This window comes from Saccharopolyspora galaxeae (assembly GCF_016526145.1).
GTDB classification, from domain to species: Bacteria; Actinomycetota; Actinomycetes; order Mycobacteriales; family Pseudonocardiaceae; genus Saccharopolyspora_C; species Saccharopolyspora_C galaxeae.
In genome coordinates, this window is the sequence record NZ_JADDUE010000001.1 from 242,406 (window position 1) to 258,922 (window position 16,517).

At 66.4% G+C, this 16,517-nt stretch carries 15 protein-coding genes; 13 read left to right on the forward strand and 2 right to left on the reverse strand.

Features of this window, described 5'->3' with window-relative positions; all coding sequences use genetic code 11:
* Positions 1 to 11 precede the first annotated feature (11 nt).
* The 5 genes from cydB (at position 12) to INP57_RS01120 (ending at position 8,557) form a co-directional block, all read left to right on the forward strand.
* Positions 12 to 1,019 carry a cytochrome d ubiquinol oxidase subunit II gene (gene cydB, locus INP57_RS01100; protein ID WP_200068107.1) on the forward strand — a complete coding sequence of 336 codons (1,008 nt, stop codon included), beginning with the start codon at positions 12 to 14 and terminating at the stop codon, positions 1,017 to 1,019.
* Entirely contained in the window at positions 1,016 to 4,294 is a 3,279-nt protein-coding gene (cydD, locus tag INP57_RS01105) for a thiol reductant ABC exporter subunit CydD (RefSeq protein ID WP_307849838.1), read from the forward strand. The genes cydB and cydD overlap by 4 nt, the downstream gene beginning before the upstream one ends.
* 1,228 nt (positions 4,295 to 5,522) lie before the next feature.
* Entirely contained in the window at positions 5,523 to 5,819 is a 297-nt protein-coding gene (locus tag INP57_RS01110; protein WP_200068108.1) for an antibiotic biosynthesis monooxygenase family protein, read from the forward strand.
* Positions 5,820 to 6,092: 273 nt separating this feature from the next.
* Complete coding sequence (locus INP57_RS01115) at positions 6,093 to 7,004, forward strand: EamA family transporter (protein WP_200068109.1); 912 nt, start codon at positions 6,093 to 6,095, stop codon at positions 7,002 to 7,004.
* A 590-nt stretch (positions 7,005 to 7,594) separates the two neighbouring features.
* Positions 7,595 to 8,557, forward strand: coding sequence for a LysR family transcriptional regulator (locus INP57_RS01120; RefSeq protein ID WP_200068110.1), 963 nt, complete (start codon positions 7,595 to 7,597; stop codon positions 8,555 to 8,557).
* Positions 8,558 to 8,883: 326 nt separating this feature from the next.
* On the opposite strand, the gene INP57_RS01125 is transcribed toward INP57_RS01120, so the two are convergent.
* The gene (locus INP57_RS01125) at positions 8,884 to 9,087 is read right to left on the reverse strand and encodes a DUF397 domain-containing protein (protein WP_200068111.1); all 204 of its coding nucleotides are present in this window, start codon (positions 9,085 to 9,087) and stop codon (positions 8,884 to 8,886) included.
* A complete protein-coding gene (locus INP57_RS01130) occupies positions 9,080 to 9,916 on the reverse strand; it encodes a helix-turn-helix domain-containing protein (RefSeq protein ID WP_200068112.1) in 837 nt (278 codons plus the stop codon). The genes INP57_RS01125 and INP57_RS01130 overlap by 8 nt, the downstream gene beginning before the upstream one ends.
* 1,659 nt (positions 9,917 to 11,575) lie before the next feature.
* Here INP57_RS01130 and INP57_RS01135 point away from each other — a divergent pair.
* The 8 genes from INP57_RS01135 (at position 11,576) to INP57_RS01170 (ending at position 16,516) form a co-directional block, all read left to right on the forward strand.
* Complete coding sequence (locus INP57_RS01135) at positions 11,576 to 11,875, forward strand: hypothetical protein (protein ID WP_200068113.1); 300 nt, start codon at positions 11,576 to 11,578, stop codon at positions 11,873 to 11,875.
* Between the two features lie 1,044 nt (positions 11,876 to 12,919).
* Positions 12,920 to 13,252 (forward strand): hypothetical protein, encoded by a 333-nt coding sequence (locus tag INP57_RS01140; protein ID WP_200068114.1) that lies wholly within the window; start codon positions 12,920 to 12,922, stop codon positions 13,250 to 13,252.
* A complete protein-coding gene (locus tag INP57_RS01145; protein ID WP_200068115.1) occupies positions 13,245 to 13,616 on the forward strand; it encodes a WhiB family transcriptional regulator in 372 nt (123 codons plus the stop codon). Before INP57_RS01140 ends, INP57_RS01145 begins: the two co-directional genes overlap by 8 nt.
* Before the next feature lie 43 nt (positions 13,617 to 13,659).
* Entirely contained in the window at positions 13,660 to 13,860 is a 201-nt protein-coding gene (locus INP57_RS01150; RefSeq protein ID WP_200068116.1) for a hypothetical protein, read from the forward strand.
* Positions 13,861 to 14,092: 232 nt separating this feature from the next.
* On the forward strand, positions 14,093 to 14,299 hold the full coding sequence (locus tag INP57_RS01155) for a hypothetical protein (RefSeq protein ID WP_200068117.1): 207 nt from the start codon (positions 14,093 to 14,095) through the stop codon (positions 14,297 to 14,299).
* A gap of 203 nt (positions 14,300 to 14,502) precedes the next feature.
* Positions 14,503 to 14,766 carry a hypothetical protein gene (locus INP57_RS01160; RefSeq protein WP_200068118.1) on the forward strand — a complete coding sequence of 88 codons (264 nt, stop codon included), beginning with the start codon at positions 14,503 to 14,505 and terminating at the stop codon, positions 14,764 to 14,766.
* Positions 14,767 to 14,787: 21 nt separating this feature from the next.
* The gene (locus INP57_RS01165; RefSeq protein ID WP_200068119.1) at positions 14,788 to 14,970 is read left to right on the forward strand and encodes a hypothetical protein; all 183 of its coding nucleotides are present in this window, start codon (positions 14,788 to 14,790) and stop codon (positions 14,968 to 14,970) included.
* 130 nt (positions 14,971 to 15,100) lie between these two features.
* Positions 15,101 to 16,516, forward strand: coding sequence for a cell division protein FtsK (locus INP57_RS01170; RefSeq protein ID WP_307849839.1), 1,416 nt, complete (start codon positions 15,101 to 15,103; stop codon positions 16,514 to 16,516).
* Position 16,517: the final 1 nt, after the last annotated feature.

Sequence of the window (16,517 nt, forward strand, 5' to 3'; positions counted from 1 at the left end):
GTGGATGAGTGATGGACCTGCCCACGTTCTGGTTCGCCCTGATCGCCGTGCTGTGGCTGGGCTACCTGTTCCTGGAGGGCTTCGACTTCGGCGTCGGGATGCTGCTGCCGATCCTGGGCCGCGAGGAGCGGGAACGCCGGGTGCTGATCAACACGATCGGCCCGGTCTGGGACGGCAACGAGGTCTGGCTGATCGTGGCGGGCGGGGCGACGTTCGCCGCGTTCCCCGGCTGGTACGCCTCGCTGTTCAGCGCCGCATATCTGCCGCTGCTGTTGCTGCTGCTGGCGCTGATCGGGCGCGGGGTGGCGTTCGAGTACCGCGGCAAGGTGGACACGGCGCGGTGGCGGCGCAGCTGGGACACCGTGATCGTGCTGGCCTCGTGGATCTCGCCGATGATGGTCGGGCTGATCTTGTCGGCCAGCGTGTTCGGCCTGCCGCTGGATGCCAACGGCGATCGGGTCGGTGGGCCGCTGGGCATCCTGACCACGTCGAACGTGCTCGGTGCGCTGGCGGTGTGGGGGTTCTCGTTCCTGCACGGGGCGGCGTTCCTGTCGTTGAAGACCGCCGGTGAGGTGCGGGAGCGGGCGCGGGCCTTCGCGCTGCGCTTCGGTGTGCCGCTGCTGCTGCCGGTGGTCCTGCTGGTGCTGGTCGCGCAGTTCGCGGCGGGTTCCGCGTGGACGTGGGTTCCGCTGGTCGTCGCGCTGGTGGCGGCGTTGGCCGGGCTGGTGCGGATGTACTCGTGGCGGGACGGGCAGGCGTTCGCACTGCAGGGCGTCGCGCTCGCGGGCGTGGTGGTGACGTTGTTCGGTGCGCTGTGGCCCGACGTGCTCCCGTCCACTTTGGACCCGGAGTGGTCGTTGTCGGTCGCGGACACCGCATCGAGCCCGTACACGCTCACCGTGATGACCTGGGTCGCCGCGTTCGGCACGCCGGCCGTGCTGGTCTACCAGGGCTGGACTTACTGGGTGTTCCGCAAGCGCATCGGCGCCCACCACATCCCGCCGGTGCACGCGCCGTGAGCGGGCCGCTGGGCGCGCTGCCCCGGCTGTCCGGTTCCGCCCGGCGAGCCCTGGTGGCGGGCGGTTCGCTGGCGGTGGGCAACGCCGCCGCGCTGGTGGTGCAAGCCTGGGCGCTCGCGAGTGCGCTGTCCGATGTGGTGGCGCATGGCGTCGGTGGCGCCGCGATCAGCGACCGGCTCGGTGTGCTGGCAGGCGCGATCGTCGCGCGTGCCGTTCTGGGTTGGGCGACCGAGGCGGTTTCCGCGCGGGCCGCGGCCGGGGCCAAGGAGGAGCTGCGGGCGCGGCTGGTCGACGTGGCGCTGCGCCGCGGTCCGGAGTGGATCCAGCGGCGCGGTCCCGCGGAGCTGACCGCGCTGGCCACCAAGGGGCTCGACGCGCTCGACGCCTACTTCACGAAGTACTTGCCCGCGCTGGTCACCGCGTCCGTCGTGCCGCTGCTGGTGGGGGCGTCGATCCTGTACGCCGATCCGCCTTCGGCGCTGGCGATCGTGATCACGGTGCCGTTGATCCCGCTGTTCGCGTGGCTGGTCGGGCGGTTCACCGAGCAGCGGACCGCGCGGGCCACCGAGTCGATGCAGCGGCTTTCCGGGCAGTTGCACGAGTTGGTGCGCGCGCTGCCGGTGCTCAGCGCGTTCGGGCGGGCCCGGGCGCAGCGCGAGGTGGTGCGCCGGGTCAGCGACCGGCATCGCACCAGCACGGTCGCCACGTTGCGGATCGCGTTCCTGTCCGCGCTGGTGCTGGAGCTGGCGTCGTCGCTGTCGGTGGCGCTGGTCGCGGTCGGCATCGGGTTGCGGCTGGTATCCGGTGAGCTCGACCTGGCCACCGGGCTGCTGGTGCTGGTGCTCGCGCCGGAGTGCTACCTGCCGCTGCGGGCCGCTGGTGCGGCGCACCACGCCAGCGAGGACGGTGTCGAAGCGGTGCGGCGGGTCGACGAGATCGTCTCCGCGGCCGAGGACGAACGTGCCGGGACGGCGCAGGTGCCGACCTCCGGGTCGCTGCGGGTGCGCGATCTCGCCGTGGCGCGGCGCGGTGGCCGGGCACCGGACGGGCTCAGCTGCACCGCAGAGCCGGGGCGGGTGCTGCGGCTGGAAGGGTTCGACGGCATCGGCCCCAGCGGCAGCGGTAAGTCCACGACGTTCTCGGTGCTGCTCGGGTTCATCCGGCCGGAGCGCGGCGCGGTGACCTACGGGGGCGCGGACATCGCGGAGTTCGATCCCGCGCAATGGCGCAGGAACCTCGCGTGGGTGCCGCAGCGGCCGGTGTTCACCGGCGGAACTGTCGCCGACGAGCTCGAGCTCGCGGTGACCGATCAGCCCGCGGGCACCGCTGCGGCGATCCCGGTCGCGCTGCGGGAAGTCGCCGCGGCGCACCTGCACGATCGCCGCGTCGACGGACTGTCCACAGGGGAGCGCCAGCGGGTCGCGGTGGCGCGCGCGTTGCTGCGGCTCGAAGGCGATGCGCGCGTGCTGCTGCTGGACGAACCCACCGCGCACCTCGATCAGGCCACTGCGCACAAAGTCGACAAAGCCATTAAGCGCGTTGCCGACCGCGGTGTGACGGTGGTGCTCGCCAGCCACCGGCCGGACGCGGTACCCGCCGAACCCGAGGCCGCGCACGCCGCGGAACCTGCGGAAGTGCCCGGTTTGGAGCCGGCGCGCGGGCGGCTGCGCGAGCTGATCACGCCGCGCACCCTGGCCGGAGTCGTGTTCGGCGCGTTGTCGCTGATGGCGGGGTTGGCGCTGACCGCGGCCTCCGCGTGGCTGATCGCTCGGGCGTCCCAGCAGCCACCGATCCTCACGCTGTCCGTGGCCGTCGTCGGAGTGCGCACGTTCGCGCTCTCGCGCGCCGCGCTGCGCTACGTCGAGCGCCTCTGCACGCACGACGCGGCGTTCCGCCTCTCCGGCGTGCTGCGGCTGCGCCTGTGGGACGCGCTGGTGCGCCTGGGCCCGGCGCGCTCCGCCGCGCTCCGCCGCGGCGACGGCGCCGCGCGCCTCGTCGACGACGTCGACTCGGTGCGCGACCTGGTGCCGCGGGTCCTCCTCCCACCGCTGATCGCGGTGCTCGTCGCCGCGGCGGCGGTCGCCGTGCAGTCCGTCGTGTTGCCCGCAGCAGGCGCACTGCTCGCCGCCGCGCTGCTGCTCGCCGCCTTCGGCGGCTGCGCTGCCGCGCTGTTCGCGGAGCGGCGCGCGAGCGCCGCGGTGGCCGATGGCCGTCGCCGCATCGCGGCTCGGCTGCTGGCGCTGCTGGACGGCGCGGGTGAGCTGATCGCGTTCGGTGCGCACGCCGATCGGCGTGCGGAGCTGGCGGATGTCGATGCGCGGCTGGCCGCTCGCGCGCGCCGCGCGGCCTTCGGCGCTGGTGCGGCCACGGCGGTGCAGGTGCTCGCGGTGGGCATCGCGGTGCTGGGTGGCGCGTGGTTCGCGGCTCAGGCGGTGGCCGCCGGACGGCTCGCGCCGGAGCTGGCGCCGTTGCTGGCGCTGGTGCCGCTCGCCGCGGCGGAGGCGGTGGCGGAGTTGCCCGCCGCGGTGCAGCAGTGGCGGAATCTGCGCTCCGCGCACGATCGAGTCGCTCCGCTGCTCGGGGCCGCACCGGCATCGAGTCACGAGTCCGAAGTGGACACGGCCGCCGAGCGCGCGGAGAACGGCGACATCGAGCTCCGCGACGTCGATGTCCGCTGGCCTGGTGCCCCCGCGGCCGCGCTGCACGGCGCCACGGTTCGGATCCCGGCGGGCGCGCACGTCGCGATCCTCGGGCCGTCCGGAAGCGGCAAGTCGACATTTTTGGCTCTGCTGCTGGGGATGCTGCCGGTGGAACGCGGCGAAGCGCGCGTGCCGCAGCGGTTCGCCTGGTGCCCGCAGGAACCTGGCCTGGTGGCCACCACGGTCCGGGAGAACCTGCGGATGGCCGCGCCCGAGGCCGATGACCAGCGGCTGGCCGAGGCGCTGCTGCTGGCCGGGTTGCCGGACTGGGGCGAGCGGCTGGGCGAGTTCGTCGGCTCCGGAGGCACCGCGCTGTCCGGTGGTGAGGCGCAGCGGCTCGCCCTGGCTCGCGCTTTGCTCGGCGAGGGGCCGCTGCTGCTGGACGAACCGACCGCGCACCTCGACGTCCCGACCTCGGACGCACTGCTGCGGCGCCTGCACGGCGACGCCGCCGGACGAACCGTGCTGCACGTGACGCACCGCCCCGCGGAGACCGAGCACGCCGACATGGTCCTGCGCATCCGCGACGGCCTGCTCACCGTTGCCCGCGACGACGCGCTCGAAGTCCGACCGTGAACCGCCCCGGCGCGGGTGAACGGCCGGTGCGTCCCGGTAGGCCGGTCGAAAAGTCCGTTCGCTCCAGCACGATTTCGAGTGAACGGCCTGTTCTTCTCACCGGGGTTCGCTGACGTGTGGCAATGCCGTTCACGGCTGCTCTGACCTGCGCCAATGTTGCTTGTTAGTGCGTATTGGTTTGGGGTGGTTCGTGACGTTTCACGGCCTGGTGACGGCCTGGCCGGGGCCCGGCTGAGGGCTGCTTGTAGGGGCGGCCTCGCGCACCCTGACCGAGCGGCGGGGCCACCCTCTCCTTAACGGAGGGGGATCAGCCGACGCTGCCCGCGCGTGCCTGGCGGGGCGGGAACAGGGCGAGCTGGCCGAGCGGGCGCGGCGTGGCTCGGCAGGACTCACAGTAGTGGGCGTGGCGCTGCCAGCAGCGGAATTCGGTTCCGCAGCGGGTGCAGGTGCGGACGGAGTGGGCGAACAGCATGGGTGCCTCCTGTAGGTCGTGGCGTGTGGCGAACTGATGGCGGGACCACACGAGGGGCGTGCAGGGTCCAGCCGCGTTTAGAAGAAGTTTTCGGCCGGACCGCTTCCTCAGAGTTTGGGAAAGCTGTGCGGTCCGGCCGGAAAGTTTTTCTGCGGCTTGACGCTGTGCGTTCCTCGTGTCGCCATCGGTTCAGTTCGCCGCTCGCTGCGACCGGCTTGGGAGACGCTTCACGTTGCCCACGCAACCACGCCTGCACCTGGTGCGGGACTGCTGCCCACCGGCACCGGCGGGGCTGAGACCGCACCGGGGCACTTCACCGGACCACGCGGGTCGTAAAGGTGCCCTGTTGTGGGTAGCCAGCACTGGCGGGTCATGGAGTCTCCCCACACAATGGGTGCCTCGGTGTCCCCATCCCGTCGACCGGGCGCAGCCCGATCAGGACGGGTCAAGGGGTACCCGATGCACCCGGCCGAGTTTGCGCGCAGACTGCCCCTTGACCTGGCCTGATAGCCCTCGTGGCGGTCGACGGGGTGGGGACACACCAAGCGATCACCCAAACAACCGGACACCACAGCTCCACCCCACCCATCCCGGAGACCGCCGGGGGCTTGGGGGCGGCGAGCGCCCCAGAACATCATTAAGCGATGTGCCCGGTATGCCACAGGTGAACGTTGGCCCTCCAGCGCCCGAGACACGCTAAAGGATCGGCTCGTAATACGGGTGGATTCTCCCCGCGCCGACGTGGATCATGGCGGCATGATTCTCGAGCATGCCCTGCTGTACGTGGTACCCGGCCAAGAGAACGATTTCGAATTGGCATTCTCGGAGGCCAAAGCCATCATCGCGGCGATGCCTGGTTTTCGCAGCCTGCGCCTCTCACGCTGCATCGAACGGCTAAGTACCTACCTGCTGCTTGTCGAGTGGGAACAGCTTGAGGACCACACGGAGGGCTTCCGCTCCTCGCCCCAGTACCAGCAATGGCGAGCGCTGCTGCACCACTTCTACGACCCGTTCCCGAACGTCGAGCACTACGAGCAGCTGCACACGGCCTGACATTCGCTGGATAATCTGAAACGCCAGTACGGCCCGTCCATCTTTATATTGTCAATTGCAGACGGAAACGCAAACCCACACAATCGCTACCGAAAGTTCGGAACTGGTACTCGACATCTGAAGTCATCCTCACGAGCGCCACCTTCCGTAGGGGTTTGCTACCTGTGGCCCCTTGCGCCTTGCAAGTAAAGGCGCGAATGTTCTGCTGTGCTTAACGCTCTTGTTCGAGAAAATGTGATAGTAGAGGTGGGATATGCGGCTTATGCTTACTGTATGCGATCCGGACATGCGGCGGTGGCGGCTACCGTCGCCCTGGTATGGGGTGTTAACTTCGTTGTGATCAATATTGGGCTGAAGCACTACCCGCCCTTGCTTTTCGCTGCGCTGCGCTTCGCTTTTGTAGCGATACCTGCCATCTTCTTTGTGCGAAAGCCAAGAATTGGATGGGTCCTGATTTTCCTGGTTGGCCTGTTTCTGGGGGTGGGCAATTTCGGACTATTGTTCTTGGGAATGCATCTGGGTATGCCCGCCGGGCTTTCATCGCTCATTCTGCAGTCACAGGCTGTTTTTACTCTGGTCTTCGGGAGTGTATTTCTGCGCGAACGCCCACGAGGCGCCGAGGTCACGGGGACTGTGGTGGCAACGGCCGGAGTCGCCATAATCGGAATCGGGACAGGAGATACTGTTCCTTTCATGGCTCTCCTGCTGGTTTTGGGTGGTGCGGCATCCTGGGCTGCAGCGAATGTCTGCATCCGATACGCCAAGGCAACTTCCAGCCTCGACCTGCTCATCTGGTCCAGTATCGTTCCGCCCATTCCGCTTGTCGCGCTGTCGGTAGTTGTGGAGAGTCCGGCGACCGTAGTGCATGCGTTGACCACTATGGAATTCGCGCCAATCGCCGCGTTGGCCTACCTTGTCGTTCTGGCGACATTGTTCGGTTTCGGCGCCTGGAACTCACTGCTTCTTCGTTATCCGGCAAGTGTGGTCGCACCGTACTCTCTACTAGTGCCCGTGTTTGGCTTGCTCGCTGCATACGTGGTCCTCGGTGAGCGACCGTCGGCGGCATCGTTGTTGGGAGCAGCAGTCATTTTTGCCGGGGTATTTCTGGTCACTTGGTCTGGCAAACATCGCGGTATCCGCCAGAAGTGCCTCACTGTCGAGGGCCGAGAGATCGGTACGTCATAACGACTGTGCAGTACGAGCCCCCGGACGGTAATGCACTAACGCCGCATCCGCCTCGTTAACCAGCCGAGCCGTACCTCAGCATCCGGCGTCGCTGTTCGCTAGCTCGATTTATCCACACCAGCATGGCGAAATCTGACTCGTACCGCGAGCCGCTATTGCTGTTCTGTGGACCCACGGAAAGGAGATGCTTATGCACGTGCACACACGATTCATAAGAGCTTGGGGAAGGATTCACAAATTTTTCCTATCTAGTATCCAATTGTGGGCGAAGGTACTTCAGCAGCACCGGCCATGGGAAGAAGAGTGGCTTAAGTGGACAAGCTCGCCCGAGGGTACGGAACTGCGAGGATCGGTAATCCCACCACTTGGACAGCACGACCGCCAATGGATGAAAAGACACCACCGAGTCCGGACGGGTCGTGACTGGCCCCTGTGCTAGGCGTGGTCGGCTGTAGCTGGTTCACCAGCTCGTCGTGCAACAGAAGCGCACAACCAGGCACCCTTATAGTGGATCTACGGAACTTTCGGGAGAATCAAGTCCGGCAGCAAGACGTAAATGCGTGATGGTATGACCAAAAAGTGGAGTCAGGGTGAGCTTGGTGATCGATGTTCGTCGGCTAAGACTGCTTGAGGCTCTTGCTCGTCACGGAACCGTGCGGGCGACAGCGGAAGCAGTGCACATGAGCCCCTCCGCGGTATCACAGCAGATCAGCCTTCTCGAGCACGAGTCCGGTGTGATCTTGGTGGAGAAGGACGGACGAAACATCCGCCTAACCCCGGGGGCGTGGCTACTGATCGAACATGCACGCACGATCTTCTCCGAGCTGGAAAGCGCCAAGGCCGACTTGGAGGCATACCAACAGGGAGAGCGCGGCCTCACGAGAGTCGGCGCGTTCGCGTCGGCCATCCCCAGCTTCATCGCCCCGGCTATAGCGCGGCTACGGCACATGCGCCCGCAGTGGAAGTTCCATATTATGCAGGTCGAACCCGAGACCAGCATCGATCGCCTGATCAATGGCGATGTGGAACTGGTCATCACGATGTCATGCCGACACCTCCCCCACAGCGACCATCCGCAGGTACGCCTGGAACCGCTGCTGACCGAACCCTACGACGCCGTTTTGCGCGCCGATGATCCGCTCTGCGCCGAGCCAGACCTCGATTTCGCCACGCATCTGGAGGGCCAGGACTGGGTCATGTCCGCGCCGGGAAGCGCCTGGCACGACTGCGCGGTGGCGGCAGCAAACCAAGCAGGATTCCAACCTCGAGTGATGCACACAGTGGACGACTTTACTGCCGCTATCGGGCTCGTTCGGGCTGGACTAGGGATAACGGTGCTTCCCCGGCTTGGTTGGAACAGCGCCTCGCGCTCCGGTATCGCAGTACGCACCCTCCGTTCTGGACCACGACGCAAAGTATTCGCCGCGGTCCGCCGGGGAGATCGCGCCCCTGCGTTGGTCGAGCTTCTACGCGAAGAGGGCGCACGACTCGTGTCGGGCGTGGATAAGGAACGAGCACCGGCACAAAATCTGATGACCGCTTGCGATGAGTAACTGGCAACGGTTGCCGCAGCAGTAGATTTCGAAAGGACCCGGTGGTTATGCCTGGTCGCTAGCTCGATCGGACCAGTCGTGTTCGTGTTGGTCCCGATGGGCTGGGGCTGATCACTGTGTGAGCCTGAGAGGGTAAACAGGCGGGAGCTGCGGCGCGAGAACACCGCGCCAGCGGTGGAGCGCAAGCGCCGGAAAAGCTCCCGCCCGCGCCGCCGACAGGCGGCGCCTTGATACAGGTACAGAAAAATTCGGCAACAGACTGCGCCTACGTAGAACACGACAAAGCCCCGACCGCCAGAGGGTCGGGGCTCAGTCGCGGAAGTATGTCAGCCGTTGAAGCGGCTGCCCTTCACGGCGCCGATGAAAGCCGCAAAAACGGACGACTTTACCTTAATGATTGGGGACTCGTCGCTTAGCTTTGAGTCGCGGATCATGGCCATGTTGGTGAGATTGGTAGCGACTTCAACGCATTGCTGCGCCCCGCCGCTACGGCCGGACTTGCGCCACACAGCGCCGGTTGTGTCAGTCATGCGTTACTCCCTGTATGCAGCGGTCGATCAGTGCCCGCGTGTCGTCCTCCGACAGTGCGTCACCTTCGGCCTGATCGAACGCGAGGGTATACGCCTCGGTGCTCTTCACGTAGTCGGCACCGGTCAGCGTCTCGACGTACGCGATGGTGGCCCGCGCCTGCTCGATCCATAGCAGTGTGAACGGACAGCTCAAGCCCGCGTGCGGTCCGTGCTCAAGAGGAACCACCTTCAAGGTGACAGAAGGTAGGTCAGCGATCTCGCGCAGTCGGCGAAGCTGCGTACCCATCTGGTCGTGTGTTCCGACACGGCGGCGTAGTGCCTCCTCGCCGAGGACAGCCCAGACGTGAGGAGCGCCGTCGCGGTACAGGCGGTTCCCTCGCTCTTCGCGTGCGGCAGCCATCGAGTCCAGGTCGGCCGCAGTGACGACTGGCGAACGCGATAGTTGTGCGCGTGCGTAGTCCTTCGTCTGAAGCAAGCCGGGGACCTCGCCGTAGACCATGCGAATCTCAGATGACGCACGTTCGAGCGGGATGTACTGCTTGGCCCAGTCGGAGACCCGTTCAGGCGCAGCTCGTCGGCGTGCCTCGCGTCCGAGCTGGCGGACTTGCTCAGCGTCAGGGCCGGTGACGCCGTACCGACTGAGGAGAGTTGTCAACTCCTTCTCGGAGGCGCCGAGGGTGCCAGTCTCTACCTTCGACAGCTTGCCTCGGTACCAGCCAAGCGCGGCATTGGCGTCATCCAGACCGACCCCGCTTGCCTCGCGAAGCGCGCGGAGACGTTCCCCGAGGATCAATCGCTGAACTACTGGGCCGGGATCTTCGTCGAGCATGGCGAACAGTCTGCCTCATGGTGCTCTGAACACACAGAGTGTCCGATTGAGTCTCAAAATTAACCCGATCAGCAGACAGTGAATCTGTGTCGTCGATTGAGTCTCAGTTATAAGCTCACGCCATGACTAACTGGAAGTTGTATCACCGGCAGCCACGTGGACGAACGAGCCCTAGATCAAGCGAGGAGGTATCGCTGTCTCAGCAGCGCACGACGTACCCCGTGCTGAGCAGCGAGGCATCGACGCGTCGGGTGGTGGCGGGATGACAGGGGCGGTGGTGTTCGTGCTGCTCGTGGCGGCGTTGGGGATGTTGCTTGCGTGGGGTCCGAGTGATCGTTCCTCGGACGGTGGTCGGTGATGGCGGGGTTGGCGTGGGTGGCGTCGGCAACAGTGGGCGACACGTCGTGGCATGTGGTGAATCGACTTGGTGGCTGGGTTCTGCCGACTGCGTGCGGGGTGTGGGCGTACGGGCCGTTTCACGTTCGGCGGGTGGTCTTGCCGGTCAACTTGGCAGCAGGGGAGGCAAGTCCCCTGCTTGATCGTGAAGTGTGCCCGGGGTGCGCGGCAGCCGTGGGGGTTAAGGCATGGCCTGCGGCCGGGTTGATGGGGCTTCGGGAATTGGCGACCTCGCGGAATCGGGTGTTGTCGGCATCGTTGGCGGTGGCTACGGCTGCGGATCCGGCCGCTGAAACCGAACCGATCGCGTGGCCGAGTGAGGATCCGGACGGGGAGGAACCGAGAAGGGTGACGTGGTGGCGGCGCGGCCCTGGTGGCGTCGATCGGTGGTCTCCCCGGCTTGGTGTTCGCGGGGTGGCGGCGTGATGGATGGGCCGTTAAGTGACCGTGACCGGCATTATTGGCGTCCGAGCGGTGACCAGGTGCGGCACGCGTTCCGCGGGCGTCGTTGGGACCGGCAGCTATCGGAGACGTCTGTCTGCGGCTCAGAAGTTGAATTGTGGGCGGAGGTCACAGAAGAGCAGTGGGTGATGGCTGCTTCCTGTGAGGCGTGTACAGCGATGTTGCAGCGCGAGTGCGCGGAGCGTGCAGAACGCGAGCAACGAACTGGGCCGTCATTGAATGGTGGCCCCCGCTAGTCGGTAGCTAGCGGGGGCCGGTGGGGACGGTATCGCACGCCGTTCGCTGCCGGATTGAGTGTCCCTGTTCGGTGATCACGCTGTTCACACCTGACACCGGCAGGGGGTCCTGACGATGCGAACGAAGGGAGGTTGTCCCTGTTGCACTGTAACGACTGTGGTTGTCCGTGGCATTCACCGCGTGGCCGGGCAAGCCGTGTGCGCGGGCTTAAGTGAGTGATCGCACGGGCCGGGTGTCATCCGCGCCGGTGTCCCGGCTCGTGCCCGTGCATAGCGAAGTGACGGCGTGCGCGGGATGTGCCCACGGACGGCTTTGGTAGTGGGCTTGCTTGATGTCTGGTCGGTCGTTCTCGTTGCTGAGTCGACTCGGGCCGCTCCCCGGTCAGTCCTGTTCGCCACAGTGGCCGTATATGCCGCTAACGGGGCTTTGCTGGGTGGCCTGGGCACGGTTGTTTCTCTTTTTCGTCGCTGTGCCTAGCAGTGGGTCCGGCCGGGCGGTGCCGCTTATTACTGCGCGGCCGGGCCCCCTCACAACGTTTCCGTAATGAAACACGGGGGAATTTGGATGGATGAACGCAATTTTCGCCCGCTAGTCAGGAAGATGGGCAATTGTGGCCCGGTGTGGGAATTCGCTCACCGCGATCCGGACAAGGAGGCGGCGCTAGACGCTGGGTTGTTGCACGAGTGGCCGGTGGAGGTCGGGTACAACACGGTGACGGTCACGGGGCATCGCGGTGAAGATCCCGGGGTGGTTCTGGACCTGGGGTTCCGCATGGGTGCGACGTGGGACCGGGAGACGACGTTTTCGGTGTTGGATGCGCTGTTGCAGGCGGTTCGGTGGGTCTGGTCGGACTGTGAGGACTGAGGGCGAAGTTCGGTCGTAAGCGGGCGGGAAGCGGGTGTTCGTTGTCCGGTCCGGATATTGCGCTTGCGCCTGGTGCGCTGGTGTGAAGTCTGGTGAGGATGGCCGGAGGGTTGCTACGGGCACACGTAGGTAGTACGCCGTAGGTGCCCGCTGGTTGGGAAGTGCCGGGGTCAGCGTGCGGCTGGTTCCGGCACTTTTTTGCGTGTTTGTCAAGTGGCAGGATCGTCTTTTCGAGTGAACGACACGCCGTATTTTTAGTGGACGTCTAGCGGGTGTTTAGCGGACGTTTAGTGTCTTGCGCGCGAGAGAGGTTTAGGCCAATCTCTGAGCGTATCCGTGGCCCTGGGTGGCCAGTAGTGTTCGTGCTGGTTTTGATCGTAGTGGGATATACCACAGTCTGTTTGTGCTGGTCCAGGGATTGTGCGTGGTCGAATCGCCGTTAGGTTGTTGCGTATCCGGAGGGTTCGTGGTCGGGGGGCCGTGGTCTTCGGTGTTTCGGGGAGTCGCAGCAATTTAGGGGAGAGTGCGCGTTTTGGCGTTAGCGCGTAATTATCGGTTTCCGGTGAGTTTTGGTGATGTGTTTCCGTCGGGTGCGTTGGCGATTGGTGAAGTGGAGCCTGCGACGGAACGGCAGAGTGAGCAGGATCGGGCTCGGGGTCGTGCTGCTCGGCAGCGTCGGGATGAGGCGACGGGGTTGCCGATTTGGATGGTGATGGTGTCGGATCCGGCTCCGGCTCGGCGGAGTGAGGCGTCACCGACCGTTCAGGTGTTGTCGGAGGATGAGCCGGTGTTGCCGGACCCGATTGCGGGTTTGGGTGTTCGGCCGGTCGAGTTCGTGGGCCTCACGGCGGAGCCGCGTGTGGGCGGGCAGGGCGAATTTCGGTATCTGACGTTCCAGCTCCGCGCCGATGGGGTTCGACCTGCGTCGTCGGGTGGCGGCTCGTCGGCGGGGTCGGGCTCGTCGGGGAAAGGTGCCAGGGGCGGTTCGTCGGCGGCGCCGAGTTCCGGTGAAGGTTCGGGATCGTCGGGTTCGGGTGATCGTTGATGGGGCGGCACAGCAGTCAGCGGGCGTTGCCGCCGGGGCCGTCGATGTTGCGGTTGTTGCCGCGTGAGTGGACGGTGGCGCCGTCGGATCATGGGGCGTGGTATCTGCTCGGTGGGCCGTTGGCCGGTGATCCGGACGTGCTGATCACGGTGGAACAAGCGGTTGGCGGGAATCGTGATCTCGGCCAGTCCACGGCGTGGCTGCTCGCCGAGTTGCTGGCGGTGATGACCGGCGGCGGCACGGATGGTGCGGAGCTGTCGGAGCGGGAACGGTCGGATCTCACGTCGCAGTTGCGGATGATGCTGCGCACGGCTCGGGGTCTGCATGGCTGAACCGGGCGATTCGGGTCCGGTGTGGCCGGTGCCGGTGGCCTGGGGCGCGTTGGCGCTGGCGGTGTTCCGTGGCGGGGCGCGCCCCTCGTGGCATTCGGAAGCGGCGTGCGCGGAAGTTCCTGAGCTGTTCGAGGGGCGGCAGGGACAGAGCCAACGGGCACGGCAGGTGTGTGCGGACTGTCCGGTCCGGCATGAATGCCTGCGGGATATTCTGGAGTGGGAAACCGGCACAGGCACGCGGGCGGCATTTCCGGTCGGTACACGGGCGGGACTGACTGCGATGCAGCGGTCGGAATTGTATCAGGCGATGCCGAAATCGGTGGGGCTATCCGGGGTTCAGCGTCGGAAACCCCGCCGCCGGTAACCCTTCCCTCGATCCCCGCGTTAGGGCGGGAGGGGGTGAGAAAGTGGCCGGTTCCGATGATGTTCCGGGTAAGGGTATTGAGTACGAGATGTTGCATCCGGCTCCGGATGTGACTGCACTCGGGTATTGCACGTTATGCCAGCAGCCGGAAGAGGACCATATCGGCCCGGATGGTTCGGTGAGTGTGCGGGAGTTTCACCGGTCGTTTTTGGGTTCGCACACGCGGTTTATTGATGAGGCATGACCGAATGAGGGGGTGGAATGGCTGGCGCGGACGCTATTTCGGACGCGATTACGGAACTGATGCAGAGGGGGAACTCATGCGAGGCGGTGCGAGCGGTCCGGGGCGAAACGTTCTTTCATCTGGCCGAAGTGTGGGACGCGATGTCGGTCGGCGGGGATGCTGCGTCGGAACTGGCCGAGACACGGGCGCGGCAGTGCCGGGAACGGGGCCGGTCGCTGTTGGGCCGGGTCGGATGAGCACGGCCGATGCGCATGTGCGGGCGCTGGCGGATCAGATTGCGGCGGCGTTGCGGGAGTGGCCGGCGCGGTCCGCATCGGAGGATTGCGCAGCGTGTCAGGCGCGGATGGTGCAGCTGGCCGGGTGTGTGGGCTGGCGTTCGGCGCGGCGGCTGGTGCTGGACCGGGTGCGGCGGGGTGATCCGGTCGAGGGCGCGGCGTGACTGCGGAACCGGAACCCGAACCGGAACAGGAATCGTGTGGACCGGGTCGGCATTTCGCAATCATGGTGTGGGACACGGAATTGGAAATGCTGTCAATTGTCTGCGTGGCGTGTGCGCACGCGATCATTTCGGCGCATGAATCGCAGGGATCGTGGATGTGGGATTTGATGCGGGAGATCAACGGCGGGACGGGGGTGTGAGTAGTGCCAGCCACGACGGAGGAAGCGTTTCGGGTCATCGCTGAGCGTGAGGTGATGTCGGATGCGGCCCGGGTCGGATTCCGGGTGGTGTCCGAACTCGAAGAGTCTTCGGCCTCGTGCAACAGGGTGTTTGCCGCGTTCGGAGACGAGTATCCGCAGATCGAGGAATCGTCGCGAACGGCGCTGGCGCGGCTTCGGGAGGCTGAGCAAGTGCTGCGGGATGCGTCGGTCCGGCTGCGGTATCTCGGCGGTCATCTGGGCGCGTAACGACAGATCGGGGGTGCGGTGATGAGTGAGGATCTGCGGCGTGCGGCCGATGAAGTCGGCGCGGCGGCGGATGATCTGGAAAACGCTGGGCGGCCGGTGACGGTGTCGGAGTCGGCGTTGTCGGAGCCGCTGCGGGCGGCTGTGGCCGCGGTGCGTGATTTGGCCTCGGAACTCGCTGAATCGGGGCGGCGAGTGTCCGAGTAGCCGCCATCCCACCGTCCACGGGTGGGTGGGCGGTGGGTGGTGGCTGGCCCCCGGGACGGCGCGAGCGGGGCGCGTCGTTCCCGGGGGCCTTCTTCTTTCTTCGGGGCGCTTTGTTCGGGGGTGTGTGGTGGTGCGTGGTCGTGGTGGTCGGTCTCGGGCACCGTGGGAGGACGGCGGCGGTGGGCAGGAATCGGCGGATGTCGCTACCGAGGTAGCCGAGATCAGCGAAGCGATCGCGACCGGCGTGTTCGCGCTGGCAGGGTGGTTGATCCGGCATCCGCTCGTACTCGCGGTGGCGGGCGCGGTGTGGTGGTGCTGGCACACAGCGGGGCTGGTCGGCCTGATAGTGATCGGACTGCTCCTGTTCGGGTTCGGGCTGGCGTGGCGCATCGGCGGACCGGAGTCATTCGAGCGACGGGTCACCGGGCCGCTGCGTTCCGGGGTGATGCGCTCGGCGGTGTATGAACTGCGGTGGGCACGGTGGGCGCGGGCCGCGCGGCTGGTCGGACATGACGACCAGTGGAGACCGGGACACGTGCCCCGGCTGATGTCGGTGCGTTCCGGTCGGTACTGGGATGACGTGCGGGTGCGGCTGGCGGCCGGGCAACGTACCCATGATTTCGAAACGGCGGCCGAAGCACTCGCGCATTCCCGGCGGGTACAGCGCTGCGCAGTCACCGAAGTCTCTCCGGGCGTGGTGAACCTGGGATTCATGCGCCGCGACCCGCTGGTGCACCCGGTCGCGCTCCCGCCGATGCCGGACGCACCGGGCGAGACGCTGGATCTGTCGCACGTGGCGTTGGGCAGCACCGAACGCGGGGACCCGTGGCGGGTGCCGCTGCTGGGGACGCACCTGTTCGGCGGCGGGGCGACCGGCGCGGGGAAAGGCGGGCTGTTGTGGGGCACCGTGCGCCAGGTGGCCCCGGCGATCCACTCCGGGCGGGTGCGGGTCACGATGATCGACCCGAAAGGCGGGATGGAAGCCGAACAAGGCGCCCCGCTGTTCACCCGCTACGCCCGCGAAGAACCTAAGACGATCGTGGACGTGTTCACGGCCGTGGTCGACGGCATGAGCGACCGCAAGGCCGCGCTGCGCGGTGTCGTGCGCACGGTCGAACCAAGCATCGAGTATCCGCTAGAGCTGGTGATCGTCGACGAACTCGCGGCGGTGACCAAATACCTCAGTGACCGCAAACTCGGGCAGGAAGCCGAACGGCTCCTTGGCATTCTGCTGACCCAGGGCCGGGCGTTGGGCTACGTCGTGCACGCCTACGCGCAAGAGCCCACCAAGGAAGTCGTGCCGTTCCGGTCGCTGGTGCCCTACAAAGTCGCCATGCGGCTGGACACCCCGAACCAAGTGGACATGGTCCTGGGGGATGCCTCCTGGGAACGCGGCGCCCACGCCGACCGCATCCCCCGCTCGCTGCCCGGTCTGGGCTACGTCGTGCAGGAGGGCGTACGCGAACCGGTCCGCGTCCGGGCGGCTTACACCCCCGATGGCGAGATCGTGCGACTCGCCGAGACCTACCCCGCCCCCGCCGTATAAC